Here is a 20,913-nt window from a genome sequence, read left to right as displayed (position 1 = left end):
CAGGGCCTGCCGTGCCCGGGGTTTAGGGCAAGGCCGCCGGCCCTCGCAAGGGCAGGCCCCCTCGCCTCAGGCGCGCCCCGCGGCGAGGTAGGCGCGCCAGCCCCCGTGCCGGGTGATCTCCGGCGCATCCGCGACGGCGTGGGCTTCGCAGAGGAATCCGGAGGCGGACTCGCCATCGGCCAGCGCGATCTTGCCGATGCCCAGCGGCGCGGGGATCGCGGCGGCAAAGCGCCCGAAGGCCGCCGGGTCGAGCGCCCAGACCTCGACTTCCAGCCCGGGGCCCTCGAACCCGGGCGCGCGCACGAGGCCGGGCTTCGGCGGAACCGTGCCGGGCAGGGCGTAGAGCCGGTAGTCGGGCGCCGTCCGGGTCGCGCGCAGGAACGTCGCCCCGAGTTCCTGGAGCTGGTGATTGAGGGCGAGCCCGGTGAGATGGGCCCCCACCACCACCAGGGGGATCTGCCTGGAGGGCAGGGGAGGCACACGGCTCTCGTCGGGGAGCGCGCGGGCACGGTCGACGCCCATGCCGCCATCGAGGTCGCGATGCAGGGCATCGGCCCAGGGTGCCAGGGCCTCGTCGCTGAAGCCGGGTCCCACCAGCATCACGCCCGCCGGCAGGCCATCCCGGCGGAACCCGGCCGGCACCGCGATGGCGGCCATTCCGAGCAGGTTGGCGAAATTGGTATAGCGCCCGAAATGGCTGTTCCGGACGATGGGCTCCGCCGCCATCTCGGCGACCGTATAGATCGTCGGCGCGGTCGGCAGCAGCAGCACGTCGAGACCGGCAAGGATCGCGTCGGTACGGCGCTTCAGGGCCTCGAAGGCGTAGCGGCCCCGGAAGGCGTCGACGGCGCTGTAGGCACGGGCCGAATCGAGGATGGCGCGCACGCTCGGGTCCATCTCGGCGGCATGGTCGGCGTGGAAGGCTTCGACGGCCGCCAGCCGCTCGGCCACCCACGGACCGTCATACAGGAGCGCGGCGATCTCCCGGAACGGCGCGTAATCGAACGGCACGGCGACGCCGCCGAGGCGCTCCAGCCGCGCGATGGCGGCGTCGTAGAGGGCCGCCGTCTCGGTGTCGCCGTAGAACTCGCGCTCGGCCGGGGCCAGAACGCCGAAGCGCAGGCCCGCCGCCGGAAGCGGATGCGGGATCGCCGGGCGCGAATACGGGTCGGCGGGATCGAAGCCCTCGGCGATCCGGCGTACGGCGATGCCGTCGCCGACGGTGCTCGCAAAGACCGTGATGCAGTCGAGACTCCGGCAGGCCGGAACGAGACCGGTGGTGCTCAGCGCCCCCGGCGTCGGCTTGATCCCCACGAGGTTGTTGAAGGCCGCCGGCACGCGGCCGGAGCCGGCGGTGTCGGTACCGAGGCTGAAGCAGGCGAGCCCGGCGGCGACGGCCACGGCCGAGCCGGAGCTCGATCCGCCCGAGACGTATTCGGCGTCGAAGACGCTGCGGGGCGCGCCGTAGGGCGAGCGCGTGCCGTTGAGGCCGGTGGCGAACTGATCGAGGTTCGTCTTGCCGATCACGAGGGCGCCGGCCGCTTTCAGGCGGGCCACCACCACGGCGTCCCGCCCCGGCGTATAAGCGAAGGCCGGGCAGGCGGCGGTGGTGGGCAGGCCGGCCACGTCGATGTTGTCCTTCACGGCGAAGGGCAGGCCCCAGAGCGGCAGGGAATTCGGCACCGGATGCGCCGCCATTAGGGCGCGGGCGGCCGCGACGAGGTCAGCGCGCGGCACCGGCGTGATGAAGACCGCAGGGTCCGACGAGGCCGCCATCCGGTCGGCAACGATCTCGGCAAGGCCGACCGGGTCGAGGCTGCCGGAGGCGAAGGCCGCGCGTAGGGTCGCGAGATCCAGGATCGTGGGCAGCATGGGTTCGGGTCTCCAAGATCAACGCAACAACATCGGTCCGACAAGCTCGCCACCGCATGAAATCGGGCGCGGCGCAGCAGGGATGTCCCGCACGAGGTCCGCCGCCGGGGCACCCCGAAACCTGCGGACATGGCCCGGCATCCGCGTCGACACTGCATCCTTCGTGCCGTCCGAGACAGCCTTGTCGCTCGATGCTCGAGATCGCCTCCGGCATCGGCCCGCCGCGATGGCGGCCGCCGGAGCCGAACACTCAGCTCTGCCAGACGCGGGGCAGGGGCCGCCCGCGATAGGCGGTGAGGAGGCGCTGGGCCATGGCCCGCAGGGCGTCCGGATCGCGGCCGAGGAGGCGTACCACGAGATGCCCGTTCCAGGCGCTGGCCGCCGCGGCGACGCCGTCCGCAGCATTCGCGTCGAGGAGGGTACGCGTCTCGTCCAGCCGGCCCTCCGCCTCGGGCGAGACATCGAGCAGCGTCGCCATCGCCCGAGCGCCGTTGCCGATCGCCGTGCGGGCGAGCAGGTCCGAGAGCGCACCGTCGAGGCGCAGGGTGTCGGCATAGACGAGGCGTCCGTCGCGGCGGATGCGCCAGGTGTCGGAAAGGGAGCCCCGCGTCATCGCCTCGTTGCGGGCCGTGCGCCCGAAGGTGATGGCCTCGAACGCGAGGAGGTGGGCGCCCGGCGCCAGATCCGCCTCGAAGCGCCGCGCCAGGGCGGCGCGGTCGAACAGGATCGTTTCCTGCGGCAGGTGCGCGAGGCGACCCGCGGGCCCCACAATCACCGCGGTGGCGATCCGGCTCACCGGACCGTCCGAGCGATAGACCTTCTCCGCCGCCGTGGTGGTCAGGGTGAGATCGGCCCCCGCTCCGACCTCGGCGGTGACCCGGAAGGCATCACCGCAGGCGATGCCGCCGGCCGTGTTGAGCAGCACCGCCTCGCATGGGCCCTTCGGACGTCGCGGCAGGCGCAGGCGCAACGGTCCGCCCTCGGCGATGTCGAGGACGCGGGTGTCGTGTCCGTCTGCGCAGGCGACGTGCAGGTGGATGCGGCCCTGCGAGCGTTGGCGCTCCGGCGCAGCGTCACGGACCGCCGGAGGGTCGGGGTTCAGCAAGGTGGCCCGTCAGGCCGGGCCGGTGGCGACGGGACGCGCGGGATCTGAGCCCCATTCCGACCAGGAGCCGTCGTAGAGGGCGCGGGGCGGCCGCCCCAGGGTCTCCAGCGCGAGTCCGACGATGGCGGCCGTGACGCCGGACCCGCAGGTGGTGACCACGGGCTTGCCCACATCGACGCCGTTCTCCGCGAAGACCGCGCGCAGAGCTGCCTCGTCCTTCAGGCGCCCCCCGCTCTGGAGCGCGGCGTAGTGGACGTTGCGGGCGCCGGGCATGTGCCCGGGCCGGACGCCGGGACGGGGCTCCGCCTCCTCACCGCGGAAGCGCGCCCCCGAGCGGGCATCGACCACCTGGGCGCTGCCCGTTTCGAGGGCACGGGCGATGTCGGAGGCATCCGCCACGGCGCCGTGGTCGAGGCGCGCGGTGAAGTGGCGCCGGGCGCGCGGTCGGCCCTCGCCGTCCTCCAGGGGGTAGCCCGCCGCCACCCAGGCCGGGAGACCGCCCTCCAAAATCTCCACGTCGCGGAGTCCGTAGGTCTGCAGCATCCAGCGCACCCGCGGCGCCGAGAACAGGCCCATGCCGTCATAGACCACGATGTGGGCGCCATCGCCGATCCCCAGCGCCCGCATGCGGGAGGCGAAGACCTCGGGGCGCGGCAGCATGTGGGGCAGGGCCGCGGTCTCGTCGCTCATCGTGTCGATGTCGAACCGGATCGCACCGGGGATGTGACCGGCCAGATACTCGGCCCGGCCATCGCGCCCCTGCGCGGGGAGGTACCAGGACCCGTCGAGGATCACGATGTCGGGCGCGCCGAGACGGGCATGGAGCCAGTCGGCCGTGACAAAGGGCGTCGTCGGCATGGTTTTCTCTGTGTCTATGGGCCGGAACGCGTCCGGCCGGCCTCGCCAGGAGGGTGATCGGGAGGGGCCACCAAACCACATCCAGCAGCCGGTTGCACCCGTCCCGGGCGGCTTTGCGATCTGAACCCGCGGTTCCCGGGCCGCGTTGCACACTGACGTCGACCCTGATCGATCCCGCCTCTCCCCAGGAACCACCGCCATGCGCATCCCGGCCCTCGCTCTCGCCGCCACTCTCGGCCTCGTCCTCTCGGGTGCAGCCCAGGCGCAATCCTCGGTGACCGGTTCCGGTCAGAGTACGATCAGCAACTCCGGGACGAGCATCGGCGGCGGCACCGCTCGCTCACCCGCGACCACCGGGACCGCTCCGGGCGCTGGCGCCGTCCGCAACCCGAATGCCGCCCCGCTTCCGAGCGCCGGCGGTGCCATTGCACCGGGCACGGGTGGACCGAGCGCCCCGCCCCCCGGCGCTGCCGCGCGCTGAGGCCCCCGTCACGATCCAGACCAGGGGCCGGGCCGCGAGGCCCGGCCTTTTTCGTCGCAGCCGACTCAACCGTGGTGCCAACGCCCGGCCGCTGGAGTTATGGATGGCGGGTCGTGCCAGCGTGATGGAGCCACCGTGAATCCGCGCGAGACCTACCACATCGAAGTCCTCGCCTCGGAGGACGAGGCCGGTGCGCGCGGCGAAGATCCCGTCAGCCAGCGCATCTCCGTGCGCACCTATACCGTCGAGGCGGCCAAGGAACGGGCCCTGACCCTGTTCGCCCGGGCTCGGGCGCCCCAGCGCAGCGGCGCGCCCGCCGAGGCCGTGCGGGTCATCGACGGCGCCGGTACGGAGGTGTTCCGTTGGAGCCGCTTCGACGAGCCGGCCTGACGGAGCGGCCTCGCCATGCGCGCCCTCATCCTGCCCGGCCTGGTGCTGCTGTTCGCCGCGTTGTTCGTCCGCAGCTACACGGTGCCTCCGGCGCCGGACCGGCGCGGCGGCACCACCGTGTCGCTGGCCTGGCCGAACCGGCCATTCTTCGGGAGCCCGCGGGCCGACTGTCTCGGCCTCCCCGGAGGCGACTCGGTCATCGCCTGTCTGATCGGGTCGGTGTCGCGGGCCCGGGCGGACGGCATCCCGCTGATGCAAGTCGGCTTCTGCACGACGTGCTACGCTCTCTCCCAGCGCGCCGCCGCCCTGGGGCGCGACGAGGCCGCCGTACAGGCGCGCCTCGGCGAGATCGCCCGCTTCGGCTGGTGAGACCGCCTCCGGAGACGCAAGCCAACCGGGAGATCGCCATGCCCCTCGTCCGCATCGACCTGAACCGCGCCGCACCGCCGGACCGCGCCCACATCATCGGTGACGTGGTCTATGCCGCGCTGCGTGCGGCGGCGAACGTCCCCGAGAACGACAAATTTCAGATCATCACCCGCCATGAGGCCGGGGAGATCGTAGCGCCCGAGGCCGGCTACCTCGGCGTGACCTACACCGACGACCTCGTCATGATCCAGATCACCTGGAACGCCGGGCGCTCCGTCGAAATCAAGCGCGCCCTGTACCGGCAGATCGCCGACGGCATCGCCGCACGGGCCGGCATCCGCCGCGAGGACGTCGTCATCAACCTCGTCGAGGTGGTGAAGGAGAACTGGTCCTTCGGCAACGGCGCGATGCAGTACGCGCCGGCCTGACGGTCCACGCGCAGGCCCGTGGCGCCGGCATTGACGCGACAGCCGGTGCGCCGTTAGACACGCGCCACCATGACGACCACCGTTCGCTCCCTGTCGTATCCGGCGCCGCATCCTTAGCGGCGCGGGGCTCGTCATGTCTCAACCGCTGCGTCGTCGGCGGTTGATCTCTTTCCAGGACCACATGTCGACGGCCCGGCCTTCACCGAGGTCACGTCCGTGCCGTTCGAATCCCCTGAGAATTCCCGTCCCCGCCTCGGCTTGATCGGCTTTGGCGCCTTCGGCCGCCTGGTGGCGCGCCACCTCGCACCCTACGTCCTCATCCACGCCTACGATCCGGCAATGCCGGCGGAGCCCGGGCCCGACGTGGTGCCCGGCTCCTTGCGCGCCGCGGCGGATTGCCCGGTCGTGATCCTGGCGGCGCCGGTTCCGGCGATCCCCGGCATCGTGGCGGCCATCGGTCCGCATCTCCGCCCGGGCGCCCTCGTCCTCGATGTCGGCTCGGTGAAAGCCGTTTCCGCGGCGGCGATGCGCGACGGGCTGCCGGCGCACGTCGCCATCGTCGCCACCCATCCGCTGTTCGGGCCGCAGAGTGCCCGCGACCGTCTCCGGGGACTGAAGATCGCGCTCTGCGAAGTGCGGGGCGGCCGGACCCGACAGGTCGCCGCGTTCCTGCGCCGACGGCTCGGACTCGACGTCATTCTGACGACGCCGGAAGCGCACGATCGGGACGCGGCGACCGTCCAGGGCCTGACCCACCTCATCGCCAAGGTGATGGTGCGCATGGCGCCGCTTCCGACCCGCCTAACCACTCGGAGTTTCGACCTGCTGATGCAGGCGGTGGAGATGGTGCGCCACGACGCGCCGGAGGTCTTCGACGCCATCGAGCGGGCCAACCCCTATGCCGGCGCGGTCCGCCGCCGCTTCGTCGCCGAGGCGGTCGAACTCACCCACGACCTGTCGGACGCGCCGGAGCCGGCGGTCCGGGCGGCCTGACGCGTGTGGGGCGCCGTCAGGCCTCGGGATCGGGCGCCCGCGCCGCGGCAGCGCCGGACCGGCGGGTCCGCAGGCGATCGCGCCACGCCTTCAGGCACAGATTGGCCCGGGCCCGCCAGCCCTCCAGGCGGACGGCGAGGGGAAACAACCGGTCACCGCCCTGCGCCTCGACCAGGATATGGGCGAGGGCCAGCCGCTCGGTCCAGAAGGTCTCGGGCAGGGGATAGTCCGGCGGGGCGCAGGAATCCGCCGTGATCAGGGCCGGTTCGGTGAGGATGGCCTGGGTCAGGCGGTGGAAGGCCAGGGCCCCGGGCGAGTGCCGGGCGACGGTGGGATCGTAGGAGATCTTGAGGCTCCAGAGCTGTCCGCGCGTCGTGAAGCTGACCACGGCGGCCAGAGTGCGCCCGTCCCGGCGCAGGCGGTCGATGCGCACTGACCCGCGCGCGCCGAGGCGGGCGACGAAGGCGCGCATCATCCGGGTCTGGACCGCGTCGCCCGCGATGGCGGTGCCGCGCGCCCCCTTCCAGCCGGCGCCCTCCAGGGCGATGTAGTCGTCGATGGCCGCCGACAGAGCGGCCGGCTCGCGGATCGTCTCGAAGGTGACCGGGCCGTCCGCGCTCAGGCGGTCCCAGGCCTGGCGCAACTTGCGCTGTTTGCGGGACGAGAGATGCCCGAGATAGGCGGCGCGCGTCGCTGCGTCCCGGCCGGTCAGGTCGAGGAAGGCGCGTTCGTGCGCCCAGAAGCGGGCGTGGCGCAGGCGGTTGCGGCTGAGCCAGTCCGAGAGCAGGTCCGGGAAGGGGCCAGAGGTCGGGACGTGAGTCAGCATCAGGCGCGGGCCGATCAGGCGGCGCAGGCCGAAGACCAGCGCGTCGAGGGCGCGCCCCGGCTCGGCACCGTCGAGGAGCGGGGCGCCGAAGATGCCGAAATCATGCATCCAGCCCATGGCCAGCAGGAGCGGCAGACCCCAGCGCCAGCGTTTCACCCGCAGGGGCCAGGCTGCAACGAGGCGGAGGCCGGGCTCCTCGGGAGCGCGGTCACCGACCAGGGCGACCTGTACGCCGCGGCCGAAGGCGTCGGCGGCAGGCAGGGCGTAATCGGGATCGTAGAACAGGTTGTCGACGAGGGGCCGGCGGCTGAGATCGTGCCAGGCCGCGATCCAGGGCGCGTCGGCCGCCAGGGGGCGCAGGGCGACCACGAGGCCGTCGGGGGTCGCGACCTGTCGCCGGGCGGAGCGGCTCATGAGGCGGCGCGTCCGAACCGGCGGGTCGCGAAATCGGCGATGCCCAGGATATTGAACGCCCAGGCGGTCCCGGCGGAGACGGCGGCGAGGCAGGTGAGCCGCAGGCCGAGGGCGAGGCCCGGATCCAGGGGGAGTCGGTCGAGCCCGGCGATCGCGACAGCGCAGGCGAGGGCGAGGCCGCCGATCACCGTGAGGTCGCGCAGGGGCACCGGCATGCGGAAGCGCTCGCGGGAGCCGAGGATGAAGACGAGGCAGGCCAGGGCCTGGCCGGTCGCCATGGCGATGGCCGCCCCCTCGACGCCGTAGCGCGGGATGAGCAGGGCCGAGAGCCCGCCAATCGCCACGAGCAGCGTCAGCGATGCGACCGCATCGAGCTGGCTCTTCTGGGTGAAGTAGATGACCTGCCCGAAATAATACGACCGGAACATCTGCAGGATGCTGGCCGCCACCAGAAGCGGCGCCACCCGCAGGGCGGTCTCGCGGTAATCCGGCCCGAGCAGCAGGGTCACGAGCAGGCCGTCGAAGGCGAGGAAGAACACCGCGCCGAAGGCCGCGATCAAGGTGAGGAGGCGGATGGCGTCCTCCAGCACCGGTCGGGCGGCGCCGATGCCGCCGTCACGGGCGTCGCGCTTGGCGATCGAGATCAGCGCCAGGGCGACGCTGTCGCCGAAGACGACGAAGCTCTGGCGCAGGAAATCGGCGAAGGCGCCGTAGGCCCCGAGTTCGGAGACGCCGATGCTGGCGCCGATGACGAGCCGGTCGGCGGTCTGCGCCAGGGCGGCGGCTCCGAAGGAGAGCACCAGGGGCCAGCCATAGGCGAGGAGGCGCCGCGCCTCCGTCCAGCTGCCGCCGCCCCGCAGAAGGCTGCGGATGACGTAGAGCGTGGGCAGGGCCGCGATGATGTTGGCGCCCGCGGTGGCGAGGAGCAGGGGGATCGCGCCGCCGCCGAGGAGGAGGGCGCTGCTGCCGAGGGCCAGGACCAGCACGGCGCGCAGCACCACCGACAGGGCGACCGCGCCGACCTCCAGCCGCGTCCGCGCGATCTCGGCGGCGCCCTCGAAGGCCATCATGCCGAAGACGGCGGCGAAGATCGCGAGGGCGGCGTGCGGCTCGAACAGCCCGAGCCCGGCTGCGCACGCCGCGATCAGGGCGGCGAGCCCCACCATCGCGCCGAGGAGTCGCACCACGGTGCCGACCTGAAGGATCGCGCGATCCTCGGCATAGAGCGCGAAGAACGAGAATTTCGGCCATTGGCAGGTGGCGCTGTAGAGCACCAGCGCCCAGGACAGGATGAGCAGGTAGAGCCCGAACACGTCCGTGGATGCGAGCCGGGTGAACACCGCGAGGGCGCCCATGTTCAGGGCCGCGGCGACACCCCGCGAGCCGACATAGGTGAGGGTGTGACGCGCGATCATCCGGCCCCTGAAGCGCCGGGCGGTCCGGCGCGTGGGATGAGGTAACACGCCAGTGTTGCCGCCGCGTCAATCCGTTCTCTGGCCATTCTGCCCTTTGGCCGGCGGTGGACGCGGACCAGTTCCATCGTCGGCGGCGTGGCCATTGACTTCGCAACCGCGAAGGATCATATCGCAGGTGCAGCGTCAGCGGCCTTCATGGTTCCGCTTGAGAGGGCTGCGTGACGGATTGCCGGATCGCTTCTGCGGGCCCCGCGCGACCTGAGCCCCTCTCTTCAACGTGCATGCACCCGGACTGCCCCAGCACGCGGGCGGCTCCAGCTCAACGGACCGACCACCTCTTTCGACGATTCCCCTCGCCACGAGGGCGTCCGGCACGGTCCCGCTGCCTGAAAGTTACTCCTTGACCCAATTTACCGATTTCGGCCTCGCCCAGCCCGTGCTGCGCGCCCTGGAAGAGGCGGGCTATAAGAGCCCGACCCCGATCCAGGCCCAGGCCATCGCCCCCGCCATGCAGGGCCGCGACCTCTGCGGCATCGCCCAGACGGGCACCGGAAAGACCGCGGCCTTCGCGCTTCCGATCCTGCACCGCCTCGCCGAGACGCCGCGCCGGCCGATCCGCCGCGGCTGCCGCGTGCTCGTGCTGTCGCCGACCCGCGAGCTCGCCAACCAGATCGCCGAGAACTTTTCCGATTACGGAAAATACCTCTCGTTCACCAACACCGTGGTGTTCGGCGGCGTCACCATCTCCCGCCAGGAGAAGGCGCTGGCCAACGGCGTCGACATCCTGGTGGCGACCCCCGGCCGCCTGATGGATCTGATCGAGCGCCGCGCCCTGACCCTCGAGGCCGTCGAGATCCTCGTCCTCGACGAGGCCGACCAGATGCTCGACCTCGGCTTCATCCATGCCCTCAAGCGCATCGTGAAGATGCTGCCGCGCGAGCGCCAGAGCCTGTTCTTCTCGGCCACCATGCCGAAGAACATCGCCAGCCTCGCCGACCAGTACCTGCGCGATCCCGTCCAGGTCGCCGTGACCCCGGTGGCCACCACGGCCGAGCGGGTGACCCAGGAGGTCATCTTCGCCCATACCGGCGCGAAGCAGGCCCTCCTGAACCACATCCTGCGCGATCCGGCGATCGAGCGCGTCCTCGTCTTCACCCGGACCAAGCACGGCGCCGACCGCGTCGTCCGCGGCCTGGAAAAAGTCGGGATCAACGCCTCGGCCATCCACGGCAACAAGTCCCAGCCGCAGCGCGAGCGGGCGCTGGCCGCCTTCAAGGACGGTTCGTGCCGGGTGCTCGTCGCCACCGACATCGCCGCCCGCGGCATCGACGTCGAGGCGGTGAGCCACGTCATCAACTACGACCTGCCGAACGTGCCGGAGAGCTACGTCCACCGCATCGGCCGCACCGCGCGCGCCGGGGCGAACGGGCTCGCGATCTCGTTCTGCAACGACGAGGAGAAGGCCTACCTGCGGGACATCGAGCGCACCACGCGCCAGAAGATCCCCGTGGCGGGCTTCCCCGAGGGCTTCAGCCCGCCGTCGCGACAGGAAGCGGCCGACACTGCCCAGGCCGAGGAGCGCCGCCCGGCGCCGAACGGCCAGCGTCCCGGTCAGCGCCAGGGCCAGCGCCCGAGCAGCCGCCCGGGTGGCCGTCCCGGGCAGGGGCGTGGCTTCGAGGGTCGCGGCGGTGAGAACCGTGGCGGGTCCGGACGCCCGAGCCGTTCCGACGGCGCCGCCCGTCCGCAGGACGGCCGTGGCGATCGTCGACCGGCTGCCCAGGGCGAAGCCCGCACCGAGCCGCGCGGCGAGCGCCCCCGGGCTCCCCGCCCGCAGGGCAGCGGCGAGGGTCGCGCCATCGGCTGGCTGGATCGCGGCCCGCGCTCCTGATCCCTCCGCCTGACGTTTGAGAGCGCTGTCCCGGCTTTCGGGGCGGCGTTTTCGCGTCCGGTCCCCAGGGCATTGCCTAGGCGCGGCGCGGGGCCACATCACAGGAGCCGGGCGGCAGGCCCGGCGTCTTCGGAGGCTTCGGCGATGCGGTTTGAACTCTACCGGGATTCCGCTGGCGGTTGGCGCTGGCGCCTGCGGTCGCAGAACGGAAACGTCGTCGCAGATTCGGCCGAGGCCTATGTGCGTCGTGAGGATTGCGAGCACGGTATCGCCCTGGTGAAGGGCAGTGCTGCTGCCCCAACTGTCGACATGACCCTGAAGATCGCCTGACGAACCCCATGCAGGGCTTCGTTGACCATCACGGCAACGCTTGGAGGGCAGAGGGAAACGCTTTCGCCCCTCGTGCGTTTGCTGCATCCGGGCCTCGTGACGAGGGATGCCGGGGTGTCGAGACTCGACAGAATTCAGGGAGTTGAGAACGTGCTGAGGAAACTCGTGCTGGCCGCGCTGCTGGCCCTAGGCTTTGCCGCCACCGCGCCACAGGGCGCTTCGGCCGCCCCCGTCGGTCCTGCCCTTGCCCTGCAGAGCGAGGCTGCCCCGGCCGCGGTGCAGACGGTCCAGTATTATGGCTATGGTCGCCGCTTCTATGGCCCGCGTCGCTTCTATGGCCCGCGTCCGTTCTACGGCCGGCGTTACTATGGCCCGCGCCGCTTCTATGGCCCGCGTCGTTTCTACGGTCCGCGTCGCTTCTACGGCCCGCGCCGGTTCTACTACTAAGAATTCGGTCGCGTCCGGTGACGGACGCGCCGCCCAGGACGGCCCGGCTCCCGTTTCGGCGGGGGACGGGCCGTTCGCGTTTTCAGCAGTAAATTTCAAGTCGATGACTGTGAACGACCGGCGACAGGCGATAAGTTGCCGCAACAGATGACGGCCGGCGTCGGATCGGCGCGCATTGGAGGTTACGCCATGAACGTCCTTGCAGCCTGCCGCGCCGAGGCGCGCGCGCTTTGGGAGTCGATCCCTCTTGAGGTCTTCCTATCTGCCGGCGCGATCATCCTGGCCGGTGCCCTGAAATATGCCGAGGTGATGCCCTGAAGGCGGTCGCGATGCCTCGGCAACGGGCCCGGCATCGGCCTACAGTGCGGGCGGTCGAGGGTGGGAGATGAGCGGGATCATGGCGGAGACGGACGAGGCGCGGCGCCCGAGTGGTGACCTGACGGTGCGCACCATCGCGATGCCGGCCGACACGAACGCCAACGGCGACATCTTCGGCGGCTGGGTCATGTCGCAGATGGATCAGGCCGGCGGCATCGCCGCCGTCGAGCGATCGCAGGGCCGGGCGGTCACGGTCGCGGTGAATGCGATGACCTTCATCCGCCCGGTACGGGTCGGCGACGTCCTCTGCGTCTACACCCGGATCGATCGGGTGGGGCGAAGCTCCATGAAGATCGAGGTCGAGGCCTGGGCGCGACGCTTCCGCACCCAGTTCCGCGAGCAGGTGACGGAAGCGACTTTCACCTTCGTGGCCATCGACGACGAGGGCCGGCCCCGCACCATCGAGCCGGCCTGATCGCTCGGATCCGGTCGGCGCCGGTCCCTCAGGCGTTGGGGGCCGCCACCTTCTGGCGCAGGCCCGTGATGACGGCCTTCAGGACGGCCGTATCGGCATCGGGGCTGCCCATGCAGCGGACCGATTCGATCCGTTCGTGCACGAAGGACAGCTTGGCGATCACCGCTGGCGTCAGCTTGAACGGGAACAGGGCCGGCTGGCCCATGCTGCGGCTCAATGAATTCACCGCATAGGTCAAGGGCAGCCACGCCTCCACGATCCGGCTGAAATCCGTGGTCCGGTAGGGATCGAAGTCGATCACCACCGGCTCGGACGAGCCGTGGCGCAGGCGCGGGCGCACGTGCATCTCGAAGGTGCTGGCGGTCTCCAGCGTGTCGACGATGTGGAGATACTGTGCCCACGTCTCGGCGAAATCCTCCCAGGGATGCGCGGTGGCGTAGGCGCTGACGTAGCTCTCCTCCCAATCGGGGGGAGCCCCGTGCGCGTAGTGGCGCTGCAGGGCGCCGGAATAATTCAGCCGCTCGTCCCCGAATAGGGATCGGAATGTCCACAGGCTCTGGTCGAAGCGCACCAGGACGTTCCAGAAGTAATGTCCGATCTCATGACGGAAGTGCCCGAGCAGCGTGCGGTAATACTCGCCGAACAGCATCCGCCGGCGTTCGCGCTCGACGTCGTCGGCCTCAGCGATGTTGAGGGTGATGAGGCCGCTGCGATGGCCCGTGAGGACCGGCGGCCCGATCTGATAGCTCTCGGAGGGGTCGACCAGGAAATCGAAGGCCAGACCCGTGGTGGGGTTCTCGTCCCGGGTCATCAGCGGAAGGTCGAGGCGCAGGAGCGAGTAGAACAGCCGGTGCTTGGCGGCCTCGATCTGGCGCCAGCGGGTCAGGTTCCAGGCGATGGAGAGGTCCGGCACCACGTGGTTGTGCCGGCAGGTGATGCAGTAGCGGTTCGGGGAATCCTCGGGAATCAGCCAATTGCAGGCGTCGTGATCGGCGTTGGCGCAGAAGCGGTACTTGCGGCCCGGATTGGCGTAGGCGTGCCAGAGGCCGCCGACCGGTTCCACCGCCGACATTTCGTGGACGTCGCAGACATACCCCAGCCGGCGCTCGCAGCTCTCGCAATGGGTGCTCTCGAAGCTGATCGGCTGGTCGCAAGCCTGGCACTGGAAGATTTTCATGGAGCCGTCGGGAGACGCCTTTCCTGTCCGCCCACGGAGCGTTGCATACCGCCCGTGAAGGAACCTTCTTAGCCTATCCGCACGCAATAGGGTGGCAAAGCGTGGGGGAAGACCGAAGTTCCGGCTCCCAGGCCCGGGCGGGATCGCGGAACCGCCGGAGCACGAAACTTGCAGGCCACCACGAGACATCCCCGTCCTAGCCGTCCGCCGGCGCGCGGACGGGGCCGTCGCCGGGTGACCTTCCGGGTCCCCGCGCGCAAGGGCATCGCTTGCGGGTCTCCGTTGGCGTATGTCTCTGGTGAAGCTTTCTTCGGAGCACCGCAGGGTGGTGCCCCGTCCCTCCGCCGCCGGCGCGTGCCGATTTGCCCGCCCGGCGCCCTGTCCAGTCACAGCGGGAGCCCCCGTGTCGATCAAAGCCGCCCTGCACCACGTCACCCACTACACCTACGATCGGCCGATCACGCTGGGGCCTCAGGTCATCCGCCTGCGCCCGGCACCGCATACGCGGACCGCCGTCCCGGCCTATTCGCTGAAGGTTCTGCCCGAGAACCACTTCATCAACTGGCAGCAGGATCCGAACGGCAACTGGCTCGCCCGGCTGGTCTTTCCGGAGAAGACCACCGAGCTGAAGATCGAGGTCGACCTCACCGCCGACATGTCGGTGATCAATCCGTTCGACTTCTTCGTCGAGGATTATGCCCAGACCCGCGGCTTCACCTACGCGGACGACCTCACGGCCGAGCTCAAGCCCTACCTCGTCCTCGACGACGCCATGGCGCCGGAGGTGGACGCCTTCCTGGAGCACCTGCCGGCCGAGCAGAACACGGTTCTGTTCCTCGTCGCCCTGAACGATCAGGTGGCGCAGGCGATCACCTACGGCGTCCGCATGGAGCCCGGCGTCCAGACCGCCGCCGAGACCCTGACCCTGAAGAGCGGCTCCTGCCGCGACTCGGCCTGGCTGATGGTGCAGATCCTGCGCCGCCTCGGCATGGCGGCCCGCTTCGTCTCCGGCTACCTGATCCAGCTCATCCCCGACACCACCGCGGTCGACGGGCCGGCCGGCACCACCACGGATTTCACCGACCTGCACGCCTGGGCCGAGGTGTATCTGCCCGGCGCCGGATGGATCGGACTCGACGCCACCTCCGGTCTCCTCTGCGGCGAGGGCCACATCCCGCTGGCAGCAACCCCGCACTACGCCTCCGCGGCGCCGATCTCCGGCCTGGCCGAGCCCGCGGGCGTCGAGTTCGGCTTCGAGATGACGGTGACCCGCGTGGCCGAGGCGCCCCGCATCACCAAGCCGTTCTCTGAAGAGGTCTGGTCGGCGATGGACGCCCTCGGCGACCGCATCGACGCCGACCTCGCCGAGCAGGACGTGCGCCTGACCATGGGCGGAGAGCCGACCTTCGTCTCTATCGACGACTTCGAATCGCCCGAGTGGAACGCCGCCGCCGTCGGCCCGACCAAGCGTGGCCTCGCCGACAAGCTGATCCGCCGCCTGCGGGATCGCTTCGCCGCCGGCGGAATGCTGCATTACGGCCAGGGCAAGTGGTATCCCGGCGAGAGCCTGCCGCGCTGGGCCTTCGCCCTGTACTGGCGCCGGGACGGCGTGCCGATCTGGAAGGATGCCGGCCTGATCGCCCCAGAGGACGGCCCGCGCGACGCCAACATCCACAGGGCCAAGGCCCTCATCGACGGCGTCGCCAAGCGCCTGGGCCTCGGGGCCTACGTCTTCCCCGCCTTCGAGGACCCGGTCTACTGGTCCGACAAGCGCGACGAGCTGCCCCCCAACGTCACGACGGCGGAGCCGCACTATCCGAACCCGGAAACCAATGCCCGCATGGCGCGGGTCTTCGCGCGCGGTCTCGGCGAGGCCGCGGGCTACGCCTTGCCGCTGGCAAGCCTGCCCACCGGCAAGGAGAGCGATTCCGACCGGCTCTGGATCTCGGAGCCCTGGGAGTTCCGCCGCGGCCACGCCTTCCTGACGCCGGGCGACTCGCCCGTGGGCTACCGCCTGCCCCTGTCCTCGCTGCCGTTGGTGCCGCCGGAGCACTACCCCTACTACCAGCCGCAGGACACGCTGGAGGCCCGCGATCCGCTCCCCGAGGGTCATCCCGGCACCAAGACCGTCAACGGCTCTGGCGTGATGGGCGTCGCCGTGCGCACCGCCTTCGCGGTGGAGCCGCGCGACGGCATCCTGCACGTCTTCATGCCGCCGCTGCAGCGGGTGGACGAGTACCTGGAGCTCCTGGGCCATCTCGAGTCGACGGCCGCCGAGCTGAAGCAGCCGCTCCACATCGAAGGCTACGAGCCGCCCTTCGATCCGCGCCTGAACGTCATTAAGGTCACGCCCGATCCGGGCGTGATCGAGGTCAACGTGCATCCCGCCGCGGGCTGGCGCGACGCCGTGCGGATCACGACGGACCTCTACGAGGATGCCCGGCAGATCCGCCTCGGCGCGCAGAAGTTCATGACCGACGGCCGCCACACCGGTACCGGCGGCGGCAACCACGTGGTGCTGGGCGGTGCGACACCCGACGACTCGCCGTTCCTCCGGCGGCCCGACCTCCTGAAGAGCCTGGTGCTGTACTGGCAGCGCCACCCGGCGATGTCCTACCTGTTCTCCGGCCTCTATATCGGCCCGACGAGCCAGGCGCCGCGCATGGACGAGGCGCGCCACGACGGACTCTACGAGCTCGAGATCGCGATGGCGCAGGTGCCCAAGCCCGAGGAGCCCAACATCCCGCGCTGGCTCGTGGACCGCATCTTCCGCAACATCCTCGTGGACGTCACGGGCAACACCCATCGCTCCGAGATCTGCATCGACAAGCTCTACTCGCCGGACGGACCGACCGGCCGCCTCGGGCTCCTCGAGTTTCGTTCGTTCGAGATGCCGCCGGATCCGCGCATGAGCCTGGCGCAGCAACTGCTGCTGCGGGCGATCGTCGCCTGGCTCTGGCGCGAACCGCAGGAGGGCGGCTGTGTCCGCTGGGGCACGGGCCTGCACGATCGATTCATGCTGCCCCACTTCCTGTGGGCCGACTTCCTCGGCGTGCTGGAAGACCTTCGGGCAGCCGGCTACGACTTCGATCCGGCGGCCTTCGTGGCGCAGCGCGAGTTCCGCTTCCCGGTCTTCGGGACGGTGGAGCAGGGCGGCGTGAAGCTGGAGCTCCGCCAGGCCCTCGAACCCTGGCACGTGCTGGGCGAGGAGGGCGCGATCGGGGGAACGGTGCGGTACGTGGACTCGTCGGTGGAGCGGCTGCAGGTGAAGGTCGAGGGCTACGTGCCCGGCCGGCACATCATCGCCTGCAACGGCCGGCGCCTGCCCATGACCGGCACCGGGACCGCCGGTGAGGCGGTGGCGGGCCTGCGCTTCAAGGCCTGGCAGCCGGCCTCGTCGATGCATCCGACGATTCCGGCGCACTCGCCGCTCACCCTCGACATCCTCGATGCCTGGAGCGGCCGGTCGCTGGGCGGCTGCCGCTACCATGTCAGCCACCCGGGCGGACGCAACTACGAGACCTTCCCGGTGAACACCTACGAGGCGGAGGGGCGTCGCCTCGCGCGCTTCCAGGCCCACGGCCACACGCCGGGCAAGATCGCGATGCCACCCGAGGAAACCAACCGCGAGTTCCCGATGACGCTCGATCTCCGGACTCCCGCACCCCCGGGCTTCACGTCCCCATGAGCGCAGCGGCCGCAGCGGAGAGTCAGGGACGGGCCGAGCGCCTCGCGCGCTGGACCTCCGCATACCGGCCGCACCAGGGCGTTCCCGACGAGCTGATGGACGCGGACGGACGCCCGAAGGGAGCCTGGCCGCGGTTCCTCGACCAGCTCGGCGGCATGGACGAGGTCGAGATCGGCGCCCGCTTCATCTCGGCGGTCCGGCGCATCCGCGACACCGGAATCTCCTACCGGATCTACGGCGACAAGCGCGAGCATGCCTGGCCGCTGGGCTCGCTCCCGCTCGTCTTGGAGCAGGCGGACTGGGAGACACTGAGCGCCGGCATCGTCGAGCGTGCCGATCTCATGGAGACGATCCTCGCCGACCTCTACGGGCCGGAGCGCCTCGTGGCCGAAGGCCTGCTGCCGGCCGCGGTGGTAGCGGGCAGCCCGGAATTCATGCGTCCCCTGGTCGGCGTCACGCCGCCCGGCGGCCGCTTCCTCAAGCTCTATGCCGCCGACGTGACGCGCGGACCCGACGGGCGCTGGCGGGTGCTGGCCGACCGGACGCAATCGCCCTCCGGGCCCGGCTACGCCCTGGAGAACCGGCTCGTCCTCACCCGCGCCTTCCCGGACCTTCACGCCGACCTGCAGGTCGAGCGGCTGGCCTCGTTCTTCCAGGCTTTTCGCGATGGTCTCGCGGTGGGTGCGCAGCGCAGCGATCCGCGCATCTGCCTGCTGACCTCGGGCGTCTTCAGCTCGACCTACGTCGAGCAGGCCGCGCTCGCCCGCTACCTCGGTCTGCTCCTGGTGGAGGGCGACGACCTCGTGATGCAGGACGGGGCCCTGCACATCCGCACGGTCTCCGGCCTCAAGCGGGCGGACGTACTCTGGCGGCGCATCGACTCCGATTACCTCGACCCCCTGGAGCTCAACCCGGCCTCGCGCCTCGGCGTCCCGGGCCTGGTGGAAGCCCTGCGCAACGGCAACCTCGTGGTCGGCAACATGCCGGGCTCCGGCATCCTCGAATCCGGCGCGCTCGCGGCCTACCTGCCCGGTATCGCGCGGCATTTCCTCGGGCGTGGCCTCAAACTCGACGGGCCGAAGACCTGGTGGTGCGGCGATCCGCAGGCCCTGGCCGGGATCCGCGACAGCCTCGACGGCCTGAGCCTGCGCCCGGTGGCGACGCCGCCGAAAGGGGCTGTGCGCGACGCGATCCTGGCCCCGCACGCTCTCGATGCCGCGCGTGATCGCCTCGGTGCGGCCCTGCGCGACCGGCCCTTCGACTACGTCGCCCAGGAGACGATGCCCCTCGCCACCATGCCGGGCTGGGAATCCACCGGCGGCTCCCTGCGCCTAGTGCCGCGTCCCTTCGTGCTGCGGGTCTTCGCGGCAGCGACGCCGGAGGGCTGGCGCGTGATGCCGGGCGGCTTCTGCCGCATCTCGGAGCGGCCCGACGTCGAGCCTCTGGAGATGCGCGCCGGCATCAAGTCGGCCGATGTCTGGATCCTGTCGCGCGATCCGGTGGAGGCGGTCTCCCTGATCCAGACCGGGCCGGCGCGGGTGCGCCGGATCGCCGGTCACCTGCCGTCGCGGGCCGCCGACAACCTGTTCTGGTTCGGGCGCTACGTCGAGCGGGCTGAGGCGGTGATCCGTCTCGTCCTGGCGCATCTCGGCAATGTCGGGTCCGGGGTGATCGCCGACCGGGCGGGCGACGCGAAGGCGCCCACGGCGCTGCGGATCCGGGCGCTCCTCGACGAGTGGGGGGCGATCGCGGCGCCCGACCTGCCCACCGCCGCCCTGGCCCAGCAGGCCCTCGGCGGGCAGGAGACTTACGGCTCGGCCCTGCGCCACAGCCTGTCCGCGCGGATCAACGCCGCGACCCTGCGCGAGCGTCTCTCCGGCGAGGCCTGGCGGGCGCTCGCGGACCTGAAGGAGGTCCTGGAGATCGAGGCCGGGCGGGCCCTGCCGGAGGCGCACCTCCTCGGCCTCGCCGAGCGCGCCCTCAGCCACATCGCGGCGCTTTCGGGTCTCGCCCAGGAGAACATGAACCGCACCACCGGCTGGCACTTCGTCGATCTCGGTCGCCGGATCGAGCGCGCCATCAACACCCTGACCTTCGCCACCCGCTTCGCCGGGGACGGCGCCACCGCCGAGGACCTCGGCGTGATGCTGTCCCTGTGCGATTCGCACGTCTCGTTCGGCGCGCGCTATCTTCAGGGGGTGGCCCTCGACCCCGTGCGCGACATGGTGCTCCTCGATCCGTTCAATCCGCGCTCGGTCGCCTTCCAGCTGGAGGCGATCACCCGGCATCTCGGCCAGCTTCCCGTTCTGCGGGCCGACGGATTGCCGGAGCCGCACCAGCGCATCGCCGCCAGGCTCGCGGCCGAGTTCGCCACCGGTGAGGCGGCGGAGTTCGACGGCGCCGCGCTGATGCGCCTGGAGAACGAGGTCGAGGGCCTGGCCGACGCCGTGGCCACCCGCTACTTCCCCAACGGGCCGCATGCCCTGCGGCCGGAAAAGCTCGTGGGGCTCGCGTGATCTATACGCTGCGCCACCTCACCACCTACCGCTATGCCCGCCCCGTGCGCTTCGCGCGCTGCACCCTGCGCCTGCGCCCGCGCGACGGGGAGGGTCAGACGGTGTTGGAGAGCGGCCTCACGATCACGCCCGATCCGCGAACCCGCATCGTCCGGCGCGACTATTTCGGCCTCGACGCCACTGCGGTCACGATCGACACGCCCCATACCGAGTTGCGGGTCGAGGCCCTGTCGCGGGTCCGGGTCGAGCGCGATCCGCTGCCGGCGCCGGAATCCGGTCTCCCTTGGGAGCAGGTGCGCGACGAGGCGGTAAACGGGCGCGGCCTCAGTCCGGAGCGGCCGGTTCACTTCCAGTTTCCGAGCCTGCGGGTGCCGCTGGTGCCGGAGGTGACGGATTATGCCCGGGCGAGCTTTCCCCCGGGCCGGAGCGCCTTTGGCGGTGCCTTCGACCTGATGCAGCGCATCCGGGCGGACTTCACCTTCGACGCCAAGGCCACCACCGTGCACACGCCCCTCGCCGAGGCCTTCGCGCTCCGGGCCGGCGTCTGCCAGGACTTCACCCACATCATGATCGCGGCCCTGCGCGGCCTCGGCCTGCCGGCCGCCTATGTCAGCGGCTACCTCCGGACGATCCCGCCCGTCGGGCGCCCGCGCCTGCGCGGCGCCGATGCGAGCCATGCCTGGGTCTCTGTCTGGTGCGGGGACGGCTGGATCGGCCTGGATCCCACCAACGGCATCGGCATGTGCGACGATCACATCGTCGTGGCCCGCGGCCGCGACTACACCGACGTCTCCCCCATCGACGGCATCGTGTCTTCCTCGGGCCCGCAGAAGCTCAAGGTCGAGGTGGACGTGGTGCCGGACGGCGAGCCGATGCCCGAGCCTGCGGCCCCGCTCCAGGCCACCCCGGCCTGACCGGTCGCA

General features: G+C 71.0%; 19 protein-coding genes. 13 read left to right on the top strand and 6 right to left on the bottom strand.

All coding sequences use genetic code 11. From position 1 onward, the window contains the following. Positions 1-66: 66 nt before the first annotated feature. The 3 genes from atzF to sseA all read right to left on the bottom strand — a co-directional run bounded on the left by atzF (position 67) and on the right by sseA (position 3,835). The gene (gene atzF, locus CRT23_RS08200) at positions 67-1,872 is read right to left on the bottom strand and encodes an allophanate hydrolase (RefSeq protein WP_103709300.1); all 1,806 of its coding nucleotides are present in this window, start codon (positions 1,870-1,872) and stop codon (positions 67-69) included. 250 nt (positions 1,873-2,122) lie between these two features. Beyond that, the gene (locus CRT23_RS08195; protein ID WP_103709299.1) at positions 2,123-2,977 is read right to left on the bottom strand and encodes an urease accessory protein UreD; all 855 of its coding nucleotides are present in this window, start codon (positions 2,975-2,977) and stop codon (positions 2,123-2,125) included. Positions 2,978-2,986: 9 nt separating this feature from the next. Continuing rightward, on the bottom strand, positions 2,987-3,835 hold the full coding sequence (sseA, locus tag CRT23_RS08190; RefSeq protein ID WP_103709298.1) for a 3-mercaptopyruvate sulfurtransferase: 849 nt from the start codon (positions 3,833-3,835) through the stop codon (positions 2,987-2,989). 199 nt (positions 3,836-4,034) lie between these two features. On the opposite strand from sseA, the gene CRT23_RS08185 reads away from it, so the two are divergent. From CRT23_RS08185 to CRT23_RS08165, 5 genes are all read left to right on the top strand, one after another. Beyond that, positions 4,035-4,316, top strand: coding sequence for a hypothetical protein (locus CRT23_RS08185; protein WP_103709297.1), 282 nt, complete (start codon positions 4,035-4,037; stop codon positions 4,314-4,316). Positions 4,317-4,451: 135 nt separating this feature from the next. Then, the gene (locus CRT23_RS08180) at positions 4,452-4,706 is read left to right on the top strand and encodes a hypothetical protein (protein ID WP_245436051.1); all 255 of its coding nucleotides are present in this window, start codon (positions 4,452-4,454) and stop codon (positions 4,704-4,706) included. Between the two features lie 15 nt (positions 4,707-4,721). Continuing rightward, the gene (locus tag CRT23_RS08175; protein ID WP_103709295.1) at positions 4,722-5,075 is read left to right on the top strand and encodes a hypothetical protein; all 354 of its coding nucleotides are present in this window, start codon (positions 4,722-4,724) and stop codon (positions 5,073-5,075) included. 38 nt (positions 5,076-5,113) lie between these two features. Continuing rightward, positions 5,114-5,503 (top strand): tautomerase family protein, encoded by a 390-nt coding sequence (locus CRT23_RS08170; protein WP_103709294.1) that lies wholly within the window; start codon positions 5,114-5,116, stop codon positions 5,501-5,503. A gap of 216 nt (positions 5,504-5,719) precedes the next feature. Next, positions 5,720-6,496 carry a prephenate dehydrogenase gene (locus CRT23_RS08165; RefSeq protein WP_103709293.1) on the top strand — a complete coding sequence of 259 codons (777 nt, stop codon included), beginning with the start codon at positions 5,720-5,722 and terminating at the stop codon, positions 6,494-6,496. A gap of 16 nt (positions 6,497-6,512) precedes the next feature. Here CRT23_RS08165 and CRT23_RS08160 read toward each other — a convergent pair whose 3' ends face one another. Both CRT23_RS08160 and CRT23_RS08155 read right to left on the bottom strand, forming a co-directional pair. Further along, complete coding sequence (locus tag CRT23_RS08160) at positions 6,513-7,736, bottom strand: GNAT family N-acetyltransferase (protein WP_103709292.1); 1,224 nt, start codon at positions 7,734-7,736, stop codon at positions 6,513-6,515. Next, the gene (locus tag CRT23_RS08155; RefSeq protein WP_103709291.1) at positions 7,733-9,151 is read right to left on the bottom strand and encodes a lipopolysaccharide biosynthesis protein; all 1,419 of its coding nucleotides are present in this window, start codon (positions 9,149-9,151) and stop codon (positions 7,733-7,735) included. Before CRT23_RS08155 ends, CRT23_RS08160 begins: the two co-directional genes overlap by 4 nt. Before the next feature lie 400 nt (positions 9,152-9,551). Between CRT23_RS08155 and CRT23_RS08150 the strand changes: the two genes are divergently transcribed. The 5 genes from CRT23_RS08150 (at position 9,552) to CRT23_RS08135 (ending at position 12,609) form a co-directional block, all read left to right on the top strand. After that, on the top strand, positions 9,552-11,039 hold the full coding sequence (locus tag CRT23_RS08150) for a DEAD/DEAH box helicase (RefSeq protein WP_055952981.1): 1,488 nt from the start codon (positions 9,552-9,554) through the stop codon (positions 11,037-11,039). Positions 11,040-11,183: 144 nt separating this feature from the next. Beyond that, entirely contained in the window at positions 11,184-11,369 is a 186-nt protein-coding gene (locus tag CRT23_RS08145; RefSeq protein ID WP_055952984.1) for a DUF1508 domain-containing protein, read from the top strand. Between the two features lie 150 nt (positions 11,370-11,519). Next, positions 11,520-11,816: a hypothetical protein gene (locus CRT23_RS08140; RefSeq protein ID WP_055952987.1), complete on the top strand. Its 297-nt coding sequence runs from the start codon at positions 11,520-11,522 to the stop codon at positions 11,814-11,816. Positions 11,817-12,005: 189 nt separating this feature from the next. After that, a complete protein-coding gene (locus tag CRT23_RS29585) occupies positions 12,006-12,134 on the top strand; it encodes a hypothetical protein (RefSeq protein ID WP_280951967.1) in 129 nt (42 codons plus the stop codon). A 79-nt stretch (positions 12,135-12,213) separates the two neighbouring features. After that, positions 12,214-12,609: an acyl-CoA thioesterase gene (locus CRT23_RS08135; RefSeq protein ID WP_103709365.1), complete on the top strand. Its 396-nt coding sequence runs from the start codon at positions 12,214-12,216 to the stop codon at positions 12,607-12,609. 28 nt (positions 12,610-12,637) lie between these two features. Here the strand turns inward: CRT23_RS08135 and CRT23_RS08130 are convergent, their stop codons facing one another. Next, positions 12,638-13,786: a putative zinc-binding peptidase gene (locus CRT23_RS08130; RefSeq protein WP_103709290.1), complete on the bottom strand. Its 1,149-nt coding sequence runs from the start codon at positions 13,784-13,786 to the stop codon at positions 12,638-12,640. Between the two features lie 403 nt (positions 13,787-14,189). Here CRT23_RS08130 and CRT23_RS08125 point away from each other — a divergent pair, with 403 nt between their 5' ends. The 3 genes from CRT23_RS08125 to CRT23_RS08115 are packed head-to-tail and all read left to right on the top strand — an operon-like array spanning position 14,190 to position 20,904. Continuing rightward, the gene (locus CRT23_RS08125; RefSeq protein ID WP_181017287.1) at positions 14,190-17,474 is read left to right on the top strand and encodes a transglutaminase family protein; all 3,285 of its coding nucleotides are present in this window, start codon (positions 14,190-14,192) and stop codon (positions 17,472-17,474) included. Further along, on the top strand, positions 17,471-19,990 hold the full coding sequence (locus CRT23_RS08120; protein ID WP_103709288.1) for a circularly permuted type 2 ATP-grasp protein: 2,520 nt from the start codon (positions 17,471-17,473) through the stop codon (positions 19,988-19,990). Before CRT23_RS08125 ends, CRT23_RS08120 begins: the two co-directional genes overlap by 4 nt. Continuing rightward, complete coding sequence (locus CRT23_RS08115) at positions 19,987-20,904, top strand: transglutaminase family protein (protein WP_103709287.1); 918 nt, start codon at positions 19,987-19,989, stop codon at positions 20,902-20,904. The genes CRT23_RS08120 and CRT23_RS08115 overlap by 4 nt, the downstream gene beginning before the upstream one ends. Positions 20,905-20,913 lie beyond the last annotated feature (9 nt).

Source organism: Methylobacterium sp. V23 (assembly GCF_002917135.1).
Lineage (GTDB): Bacteria > Pseudomonadota > Alphaproteobacteria > Rhizobiales > Beijerinckiaceae > Methylobacterium.
Note: the sequence above shows the minus strand (reverse complement) of the source record. Positions and strands in the feature narration are given on the sequence as shown.